Source organism: Cellulomonas biazotea (assembly GCF_004306155.1).
Lineage (GTDB): Bacteria > Actinomycetota > Actinomycetes > Actinomycetales > Cellulomonadaceae > Cellulomonas > Cellulomonas biazotea.
This window is the reverse complement of sequence record NZ_BIMR01000009.1, coordinates 1-9785: the sequence shown is the minus strand read 5'-3', so window position 1 is coordinate 9785 and position 9785 is coordinate 1. Positions and strand designations below refer to the sequence as shown.

General features: G+C 75.0%; 12 protein-coding genes. All 12 read left to right on the top strand.

Annotated features, from left to right (window positions below):
• Window positions 1-1330: signal recognition particle protein (locus CBZ_RS00745; protein WP_130779714.1), on the top strand; the 1330-nt coding region annotated here is incomplete at its 5' end.
• Window positions 1331-1337: 7 nt separating this feature from the next.
• Window positions 1338-2453 (top strand): amidohydrolase family protein, encoded by a 1116-nt coding sequence (locus tag CBZ_RS00740; RefSeq protein ID WP_130779713.1) that lies wholly within the window; start codon window positions 1338-1340, stop codon window positions 2451-2453.
• Between the two features lie 220 nt (window positions 2454-2673).
• The gene (gene rpsP / locus CBZ_RS00735) at window positions 2674-3102 is read left to right on the top strand and encodes a 30S ribosomal protein S16 (RefSeq protein WP_130779712.1); all 429 of its coding nucleotides are present in this window, start codon (window positions 2674-2676) and stop codon (window positions 3100-3102) included.
• The gene (locus CBZ_RS00730; RefSeq protein WP_130779711.1) at window positions 3102-3341 is read left to right on the top strand and encodes an RNA-binding protein; all 240 of its coding nucleotides are present in this window, start codon (window positions 3102-3104) and stop codon (window positions 3339-3341) included. The genes rpsP and CBZ_RS00730 overlap by 1 nt, the downstream gene beginning before the upstream one ends.
• A gap of 147 nt (window positions 3342-3488) precedes the next feature.
• Entirely contained in the window at window positions 3489-4049 is a 561-nt protein-coding gene (gene rimM / locus CBZ_RS00725; protein WP_130779710.1) for a ribosome maturation factor RimM, read from the top strand.
• A 1-nt stretch (window position 4050) separates the two neighbouring features.
• The gene (gene trmD / locus CBZ_RS00720; protein ID WP_246012934.1) at window positions 4051-4893 is read left to right on the top strand and encodes a tRNA (guanosine(37)-N1)-methyltransferase TrmD; all 843 of its coding nucleotides are present in this window, start codon (window positions 4051-4053) and stop codon (window positions 4891-4893) included.
• 221 nt (window positions 4894-5114) lie between these two features.
• On the top strand, window positions 5115-5477 hold the full coding sequence (gene rplS, locus CBZ_RS00715) for a 50S ribosomal protein L19 (RefSeq protein WP_130779709.1): 363 nt from the start codon (window positions 5115-5117) through the stop codon (window positions 5475-5477).
• Window positions 5478-5637: 160 nt separating this feature from the next.
• On the top strand, window positions 5638-6477 hold the full coding sequence (gene lepB, locus CBZ_RS00710) for a signal peptidase I (protein ID WP_246012932.1): 840 nt from the start codon (window positions 5638-5640) through the stop codon (window positions 6475-6477).
• Window positions 6474-7307 carry a ribonuclease HII gene (rnhB, locus tag CBZ_RS00705; RefSeq protein ID WP_246012930.1) on the top strand — a complete coding sequence of 278 codons (834 nt, stop codon included), beginning with the start codon at window positions 6474-6476 and terminating at the stop codon, window positions 7305-7307. The genes lepB and rnhB overlap by 4 nt, the downstream gene beginning before the upstream one ends.
• Before the next feature lie 79 nt (window positions 7308-7386).
• Window positions 7387-7710 (top strand): DUF2469 domain-containing protein, encoded by a 324-nt coding sequence (locus tag CBZ_RS00700; RefSeq protein WP_130779708.1) that lies wholly within the window; start codon window positions 7387-7389, stop codon window positions 7708-7710.
• A gap of 143 nt (window positions 7711-7853) precedes the next feature.
• Window positions 7854-8210, top strand: coding sequence for a YraN family protein (locus CBZ_RS00695; RefSeq protein ID WP_130779707.1), 357 nt, complete (start codon window positions 7854-7856; stop codon window positions 8208-8210).
• On the top strand, window positions 8211-9734 hold the full coding sequence (locus CBZ_RS00690) for a YifB family Mg chelatase-like AAA ATPase (protein ID WP_130779706.1): 1524 nt from the start codon (window positions 8211-8213) through the stop codon (window positions 9732-9734).
• Window positions 9735-9785 lie beyond the last annotated feature (51 nt).

Below are 9785 nucleotides of genomic sequence, written 5' to 3'. Positions count from 1 at the left end.
CGCGATGGCGAAGCGCCCGCCGACCGTCATCCTGCTCGCGGGCCTGCAGGGTGCGGGCAAGACGACGCTCGCGGGCAAGCTCGCGCTGCACCTCAAGAACGAGGGCCACACGCCGCTGCTCGTCGCGGCGGACCTGCAGCGCCCCAACGCGGTGACCCAGCTCCAGGTCGTCGGCGACCGTGCCGGCGTCCCGGTGTTCGCGCCGCACCCGGGCAACCAGGGGTCGGACGACTACCTGCCCGCCGGCGCCGACCCCGTGTCGGTGGCCCGCCAGGGCCTGAAGACGGCGCGCACGCGCCAGCACGACGTCCTCATCGTCGACACCGCCGGCCGCCTCGGCGTCGACGCCGAGCTCATGGCGCAGGCGTCGGACATCCGCGACGCGGTCGACCCGGACGAGATCCTCTTCGTCATCGACGCGATGATCGGCCAGGACGCGGTCGCGACCGCGCAGGCCTTCGCCGACGGCGTCGGCTTCACGGGCGTCGTCCTGTCGAAGCTCGACGGCGACGCCCGCGGCGGCGCGGCCCTGTCGGTCGCGTCGGTCACGGGCCGCCCGATCCTCTTCGCGAGCACGGGCGAGAAGCTCACCGACTTCGAGGTCTTCCACCCGGACCGCATGGCGTCGCGCATCCTCGACATGGGCGACGTCCTCACGCTCATCGAGCAGGCCGAGCGCACGTTCGACGCCGAGCAGGCCGAGAAGATGGCGGGCAAGCTCGCCAGCGGCCAGGACTTCACGCTCGAGGACTTCCTCGTGCAGATGCAGCAGCTGCGCAAGATGGGCCCGCTGAAGAACATGTTCGGGATGCTCCCCGGCATGGGACAGATGCGGGAGGCGCTCGACAACTTCGACGAGCGCGAGGTCGACCGCATCGAGGCGATCATCCGCTCGATGACCCCCGGCGAGCGGCAGAACCCCAAGATCATCAACGGCTCCCGCCGGGCGCGCATCGCGCGCGGCTCGGGGACGACGCCGACCGACATCAACCAGCTCGTCGAGCGCTTCGACAACGCCCAGAAGGTCATGCGCCAGATGGCCAAGGGCGGTGGCATGCCGGGGATGCCGGGCATGGGCAACCTGCCGGGCATGGGCGGCAAGAAGTCCCGCGGGCGGACGGTCGCACCCGCGAAGAAGGTCAAGGGCAAGTCGGGCAACCCCGCGAAGCGCGCGGCGCAGGAGCGGGCCGCGGCCGACCGGTCGGTCGCCGCACCGACGGCGCCCGCCGGCTCCGCGTTCGGGCTCGGCCAGCAGCAGCCGCAGCAGCAGGACGTCGACCCGACGAGCCTGCAGCTCCCCGGCGGTCTGGACCGCTTCCTCGGACGCTGAGTTCGTCGTGACCGGCGGTGACGTCCTGCACCTGCGCGGGACCGTCGTGCTCGACGACGACCGTGAGGCCGGCGAGGCGTGGGTCGTCGGCGGGCGGGTCACGTACGACCGCCCGACGTCGCCGGTCACGGGCACGCTCGACGGCTGGGTCCTTCCCGGCCTCGTCGACGTGCACTGCCACATCGGCCTGGCCGCCGACGGACCCGTCGACGACGGCACCGCCGAGAAGCAGGCCCTGGCCGACCGTGACGCGGGCGTGCTGCTCGTGCGCGACGCGGGCTCGCCGGCCGACACCGGCTGGGTGCACGACCGCGACGACCTGCCCCGCCTGCTCCGTGCAGGCCGCCACCTGGCCAGGCCCAAGCGCTACCTGCGGCACTACGGGCGCGAGCTCGCGGACGCCCGGGACCTGCCCGACGCCGTCCGCGAGGAGGCGGCGCGCGGCGACGGGTGGGTCAAGCTCGTCGCCGACTGGATCGACCGCGACCTCGGCCCCGACGGCGACCTGCGCCCCCTGTGGCCGCGCGACGTCCTGCGGGCCGCCGTGGACGCCGCGCACGCGGCGGGTGCGCGCGTCACCGCCCACACGTTCGCGACCGAGTCGCTCGACGACCTGCTCGACGCGGGAGTCGACTGCCTCGAGCACGCGACGGGGGCGACGCCCGAGCACGTCGAGCGCATCGCGGCCGCCGGCATCCCCGTGACCGCGACGCTGCTGCAGGTCGCGCAGTTCCCCGCCATCGCCGCCCAGGGCGAGGAGCGCTACCCGCGGTTCGCGGCGCGCATGCGGGCCATGGGGGAGCGGCGGTACCGGCACGTGCGCGACCTGCACGACGCGGGCGTCCCGGTCCTCGTGGGCACCGACGCGGGCGGGACCATCGGGCACGGGCGCATCGCCGACGAGGCCGCGGAGCTGGTCCGCGCAGGGATCCCCGCGCACGACGTCGTCGCGGCCGCGTCGTGGCGCACCCGGGCATGGCTGGGAGCCGACGGCCTCGACGAGGGGGCGTCCGCCGACCTCGTCGTGTACGACGCGGACCCTCGGCGCGACGTCGCCGTCCTTGCCGCACCGCGTGCGGTCGTGCTCCGCGGCGACGTGGTGAGCGGGGCCGTCGCGCGCTGACGCCGTCACGGGCCGACCGTGGCGGGTCCGGCCGCGCACCGACCGGCCGGCTCGGACCGGTGGTGGGAACCGTCCCGCCGGTCTGGCACAATGGTCGGCTGTACCCGGCGGCTGCAGCCCCTCTACCTGCGCCCGTCGTGTCCTCGGCCGGACCGGCGCACCCACCCCACGGGAAGCGCGGCGAGACCAACCACAGCAGACCTCAGGAGAAGACCACACCGTGGCCACCAAGATCCGTCTCAAGCGTCTCGGCAAGATTCGCGCCCCGTACTACCGCATCGTCGTCGCCGACTCGCGCACCAAGCGCGACGGTCGCGTGATCGAGGAGATCGGCAAGTACCACCCCACCGAGGAGCCCTCGTTCATCGAGATCGACTCCGAGCGTGCGCAGTACTGGCTCGGCGTCGGCGCGCAGCCGACCGAGCAGGTCGCCGTCCTCCTCAAGGTCACCGGTGACTGGCAGAAGTTCAAGGGCCTGCCGGGCGCCGAGGGCACCCTGCGGACCAAGGGCGACAAGGTCGACCCGAAGGCCGCCATCGAGGCCGCCGCCGCCGACGCCGAGAAGGTCAAGGCGAAGGCGTCGGAGAAGAAGGCCGCTCCGGCCGAGGAGACCCCGGCGGAGACGCCCTCCGAGGACGAGCAGGCCTGATGCTCGCCGACGCGCTCGAGCACCTGGTGCGCGGGATCGTCGACCACCCGGACGACGTGCGCGTGAACGCGTCGTCGCTGCGGCGTGGCGAGCTCCTCGAGGTCCGGGTCCACCCGGACGACCTCGGTCGCGTCATCGGTCGCGGCGGCCGGACCGCCCGTGCCCTGCGGACCGTCGTCGGGGCGCTGTCCCCGGACGGCGCGGTGCGGGTGGACGTCGTCGACGTCGACCGCCGCTGACCTGACCTGCCGCGGGCGGCGACCACCGCCCGTGACCGGCTCCACGCAGGCCCGGTCCCCTAACCTGGGGACCGGGCCTGCGTCGTGCCGCACCCGTGTCACCGCGTCGCCCGGCCGTGCGCCGCGACGCCCACCGGAAGGAACCCCATGCTGCTGAACGTCGCGCGGATCGGTCGTGCGCACGGGCTGCGCGGCGAGGTCGCGCTCGACCTGCGGACCGACGCCCCGGCCGAGCGGCTCGCCCTCGGCACGGTGCTCCGCACCGAGCCCGCGACCGCCGGACCGCTCACGGTGGTGGGCACGCGCGTGCAGCAGGGGCGCTGGTACGTGACGTTCGCCGAGGCGAGCGACCGGACCGCCGCCGAGGCGCTCACCGGGACGACGCTCGTCGTCGAGGCCGACGAGCCGGACGACGACGCCGACGCGTGGTACCCCCACGAGCTCGCGGGCCTGCGCGCCGAGCACGTCGACGGGCGCCGGCTCGGCGAGGTCGTCGGGCTCGAGCACGCCCCCGCGCACGACGTGCTCGTCCTGCGCGAGGCCGACGGGACGCGGACCCTCGTGCCGTTCGTCCGCGCGATCGTCCCCGTCGTGGACGTGCCGGGCGGCCGTGTCGTCCTCGACCCGCCGGGCGGTCTGCTCGCCTCCGACGTCGCGAACCTCGTCGTGTCCGACGAGACCCGCGGCGACACGGCCGACGAGGGCTGACGTGCGCGTCGACGTCGTCTCGATCTTCCCCGACTACCTGGCCCCGCTCGACCTCTCGCTCGTCGGCAAGGCGCGCACGGCCGGGCTGCTCGACCTGCGGGTGCACGACCTGCGTGACTGGACGACGGACCGCCACCGCACGGTCGACGACACGCCGTTCGGCGGGGGTGCCGGCATGGTCATGCGGCCCGACGTGTGGGGGAGGGCGCTCGACGACGTGCTCGACGACGGCGCCCACCTGCTGCTGCCCACGCCGTCGGGTGCGCCGCTGACCCAGCGGACCGCCGAGGCGCTGGCCGGCGAGCAGCACCTCGTCGTCGCCTGCGGGCGGTACGAGGGGATCGACGCGCGCGTCGCCGAGCACTACGCGACGCGGCCGGGCGTCACCGTCTCCGAGTTCTCGATCGGCGACTACGTCCTCAACGGCGGCGAGGTCGCCGCGCTCGTGCTGGTCGAGGCCGTCGCCCGCCTGCTGCCCGGGGTCGTCGGCAACCCCGAGTCGCTCGTCGAGGAGTCGCACGGGGCCGCCGGGCTGCTCGAGTACCCGGTGTTCACGAAGCCGCCGAGCTGGGCCGAGCTCGACGTGCCCGAGGTGCTGCTCTCGGGGCACCACGCGCGCATCGCGCGCTGGCGTCGCGACCAGGCGCTGCTGCGCACCGCGGCCCGTCGGCCGGACATGCTCGACGCCCTCGCGGCCGACCCGGGCGCTTTCGACGCGCACGACCTGCGGACGCTCGCCGACGCCGGGTGGGCGCCGTCCCGGGGGAGCAGCGACACCGGCGGCGACGCGGACCGCGGTCACGACCGGGGACGCCGGCCCGCGGCCGACGGGCCGACCGCCTGACGCGATTACCCAGTCGACGGGCGCTGTGGCAGACTTGTCCGCTGGTGCGCTCAGGCCGCGTCTCTGCCACAGGGGAGACGACCCACGGCCCCCGGGAACCACGCCGAACGCTCGGCTCCCGGACGCACCGGAACCAGACCATCGCAGGCGCCCGCTGCACGCGCGGCCGGGGCGCCCACGACGACGTTCCTGACCTGTGGCAGGGCGGGGAAGCGAACCACATGCACACGCTCGACCAGCTCGACGCAGCCTCGCTGCGCACCGACGTCCCGGACTTCCGTCCCGGCGACACCGTGAAGGTCAACGTCAAGGTCGTCGAGGGCACCCGCTCCCGCGTCCAGGCGTTCCAGGGCGTCGTCATCGCCCGCCAGGGCAGCGGCGTCCGCGAGACGTTCACCGTCCGCAAGATCAGCTTCCAGGTCGGCGTCGAGCGCACGTTCCCCGTGCACTCCCCGTCGCTGGAGTCGATCGAGGTCGTCACCCGCGGTGACGTCCGTCGCGCGAAGCTGTACTACCTGCGCGGCCTGCGCGGCAAGAAGGCGAAGATCAAGGAGAAGCGCGACAACGCGCCGGCGAAGGGCTGAGCCCTTCCCGCATCCCGCCACGGGCGGTCACCCCTTCGGGTGGCCGCCCGTCGGCGTCCTGTGAGGGTCCTGTGAGGGTCGTCCGCGGCGGTCACGGCGGGGGTGTTCTCGTGTCGCGGTCCGGTACACGAAGTTCGTCGCCGCATGCGAGAGTGTGCGGGTGATCGACCGCCCCACCGAGGATCTCGACGGCCAGACCCGGCGCCCCAGCCCGTGGTCGCGCGAGGGGCTGGTCCCGAACCCGCCGGAGGAGGCGAGCCCGGCCGACGACGAGGCGGGCCGGCGCGGTCACCGGCACGTCGCCGAGCGCCGCCGCAACGGTGCGGTGTCGATGCTCCGCGAGACCGTCATCATCCTCGTCAGCGCGCTCGTGCTCTCGCTGGTCGTCAAGACGTTCCTCATCCAGGCGTTCTTCATCCCGAGCCCGTCGATGCACGACACGCTCGTCGAGGACGACCGCATCCTCGTGAGCAAGCTGACGCCGGGCCCGTTCGACCTGCGCCGCGGCGACATCGTCGTCTTCAAGGACCCGGGCGGCTGGCTCAACGGCGCCGCGGAGCCCGAGCTCACGGGCGTGAACAAGGCCGTCCGTGAGGTCCTCACCTTCATCGGCCTCTACCCGCAGGACGCGGGTGAGCACCTCGTCAAGCGCGTCATCGGGCTGCCGGGGGACCGCGTCGTGTGCGACAAGGCGTGCCAGGAGCAGGGCGGCCCGATCACGGTCAACGGCGTCCCGCTCGACGAGCCGTACATCGCCCCGGGCGCCCGGCCCAGCGAGGTGCCGTTCGACGTCGTCGTCCCGGCCGACTCGCTGTGGGTCATGGGCGACAACCGCCAGCGGTCCTTCGACTCGCGCTACAACATGGGCAAGCCCGGAGGCGGGTCGGTGCCCGTCGCGAACGTCGTCGGCACCGCGTTCGTCACCGTGTGGCCGCTCGACCGGGCCGGGCTGCTCCGCAACCCCTCGGCGACGTTCGAGGACGTCCCGGACGCGTCGTGACCGCCGACGTCGTCACCCCGCCCGCAGCGCCGCGCGCCGCGCGGACTCCCCGCCCCCGCCCGGGTCCGCACCTGCGGCACGAGCGCGTCCTGCTGCGCGACGGCGCACGGCTCGTCGCGGGCATGGACGAGGTCGGCCGGGGCTCGCTCGCCGGTCCCGTGAGCGTCGGCGTCGTCGTCGTGGACGTCACGACGCGCTCGGCGCCGCGCGGGGTCGCGGACTCCAAGCTCCTCACGCCGGCCGCCCGCACGGCCCTGCTGCCGGCCCTGCGCCGGTGGGGGCTCGCGCGCGCCGTCGGGCACGCGAGCGCCGAGGAGATCGACGCGGTCGGGATCATCGCCGCGCTGCGGCTCGCGGGCACGCGCGCGCTGGACTCGGTGCACGAGCACGTCGGTCCGGTCGACGTCGTGCTGCTCGACGGCTCGCACGACTGGCTGTCCGGCCCGACGCACCAGGACCTGTTCGCCTCGGTCGAGCCCGAGGCCCGGCCCGCGCCCCGCGTGCTGACCCGCGTCAAGGCCGACCGCTCGTGCGCGACGGTCGCCGCCGCGTCGGTGCTGGCCAAGTGCGAGCGCGACGCGATGATGGTCGACCTCGCCGCACGGCACCCGGAGTACCGCTGGGACGACAACAAGGGCTACTCCTCGCCCGACCACCTCGTCGCGCTGCGCGAGCTGGGCCCGTGCGTGCTGCACCGGCGCTCCTGGCGGCTCCCGCTCACCGGCGGCCCCGTCGCGACGGGCGACGTGGAAGGTCTCGACCCGCTGCTGGGCCTCGACGCGCTGGGCCTCGGCGCGGTGCCGGGACCGGTCGTCACCTCCCGGGACTGACCGGGACCGACCGGGACGAGCGGGGCTCACGGCGGGTCGCGGTGGCGTCCCGCACCCGTGCATGGGGGATGATGGTCCGGTGAGTGCCGAGGACCTGGAGAACTACGAGACCGACATGGAACTCGCGCTGTACCGCGAGTACCGGGACGTCGTGGGTCTGTTCTCGTACGTCGTCGAGACCGAGCGCCGGTTCTACCTGGCCAACCACGTCGACCTGCAGGTGCGGTCCGCGGCGGGCGAGGTGTACTTCGAGCTGAGCCTCGCGGACGCCTGGGTGTGGGACGTGTACCGGTCCGCGCGGTTCGTGAAGTCCGTGCGCGTCGTGACGTTCAAGGACGTCAACGTCGAGGAGCTCGCGAAGACCGAGCTCGACCTGGGCGGGGGCACGGGCTTCCCGCGCTGAGGTTCACCGGTGCCCGCCGGGTGCGGCCCGTGCTGCGCCGAGCCGTCCACAGCACGACCGCGCGCGGTCCGGTCCACGGGTCCTGCACCTGACCCAGCGGCGTCGTGGCGCGGCCCGGCAGGCTCGTCGCCGGAGGTGGTCCGGTGCGGGCGAAGGACGCGGTGGGACGGTACGGCGAGGACGTGGCGGCGGCGCACGTGCGCGAGCGCGGCTGGCAGGTGCTCGACCGCAACTGGCGGTGCCGGGACGGCGAGCTCGACCTCGTCGCGCTCGACGGCACCGAGCTCGTGGTCGTCGAGGTGAAGACGCGCCGCTCGCTCGCGTACGGCTCCCCGGCCGAGGCGGTGACCGCGCGCAAGCTCGCGCGAGTCCGACGGCTCGCCGCCCGCTGGCTCGCCGAGCACGACGTCCGACCCGCGTCCGTGCGCGTCGACGTCGTGTGCGTCCTCGTGCGGTCGCGCGGCGCGGCCGACGTCGAGCACCTCGTCGGGGTGGTCTGAGTGGCGCTCGGTCGCACGCTCGCCGTCGCGCTGGTCGGCCTGTCCGCGCACGTCGTCGAGGTCGAGGCGCACCTCGCCGCGTCGCTGCCCGCGTTCACGCTCGTCGGGCTGCCCGACGCCGCGCTCGCCGAGGCCCGCGACCGGGTCCGCGCCGCGGTCTCGTCGAGCGGTCTGGCGTGGCCGAACCGACGGATCACCGTCAACCTGTCACCCGCGACGCTGCCCAAGAGCGGGTCCGGGTTCGACCTCGCCGTCGCCGTCGCCACGCTCGCGGGCGCCGGGATCGTCGACCCGGCCCGTGTCCGCGACGTCGTGCACCTCGGCGAGCTCGGGCTCGACGGGCGCCTGCGCCCCGTCCGCGGGGTCCTGCCCGCCGTCGCCGCCGCGGTCGCCGCGGGCCACCACCGCGTCCTCGTGCCCGACGCGAACCTCGCCGAGGCCTCGCTCGTCCCCGGAGCCGACGTCACCGGCGCGGCCAGCCTCGCGGCCGTCGCCGCCCGGTACGGGGCCGACGTCGAGGTGCCCGACCTGCCGGCCGTGACGACCGGCGCCGTCGACCCGCACGTCGTCGCCGAGCCGCGCGACCTCGCGGACGTGCTCGGCCAGGACGAGGCCCGCCACTGCCTGGAGGTCGCGGCCGCGGGCGGCCACCACCTGCTCATGGTCGGTCCGCCCGGCACCGGCAAGACGATGCTCGCGGCACGGTTGCCGGGCCTGCTGCCCGACCTCGACGAGCAGGGCTCGGTCGAGGTGACCTCGGTGCACTCCGTGGCCGGCACGTTCGACGCCGGCCGGGGGCTCGTGCGCCGGCCGCCGTTCGAGGACCCGCACCACACCGCGACCCCGGCCAGCGTCGTCGGCGGCGGCTCAGGCGTACCCCGGCCCGGCGCGGCGTCCCGCGCGCACCGCGGCGTCCTGTTCCTCGACGAGGCTCCCGAGTTCGCGACGAGCGTCCTGCAGACCCTGCGCCAGCCGCTCGAGCACGGCGAGGTCGTCCTGCACCGCGCCGCGGGGTCCGCGCGGTACCCCGCCCGGTTCCAGCTCGTGCTGGCCGCCAACCCGTGCCCGTGCGGCCGGGCCGTCGGGAAGGGCCTCGACTGCACGTGCCGCAGCGAGCAGCGTCGCCGCTACTTCTCCCGCCTGTCCGGGCCGCTGCTCGACCGTGTCGACCTGCAGGTCGAGCTGCACCCCGCCCGCGCCGCCGCGCAGCCCGGTGACCCGACGACGGTCGTCGCGGCCCGGGTCGCCGCCGCCCGCGGTGCGCAGGCCGCACGCCTGCACGGGACGCCGTGGCGCACCAACGCCGAGGTGCCCGGAGGCTGGCTGCGCGAGCGGCTCGGGGCCGACCGCCGCGTCGTCGCCGACCTCGACCGAGCCGTCGAGCGCGGCACCCTGAGCCTGCGCGGCGTCGACCGGGTGCTGCGCGTCGCCTGGACGCTCGCCGACCTCGACGGCCGGCCCGCTCCGGACCGGTCGGACGTCGGCCGGGCGCTCCTGCTGCGCACGCGCGGGCACGGCGCATGACCCGCGTCGAGGCGATCGACGACGACCGCACGGCCCGGGTCGCGTGGAGCC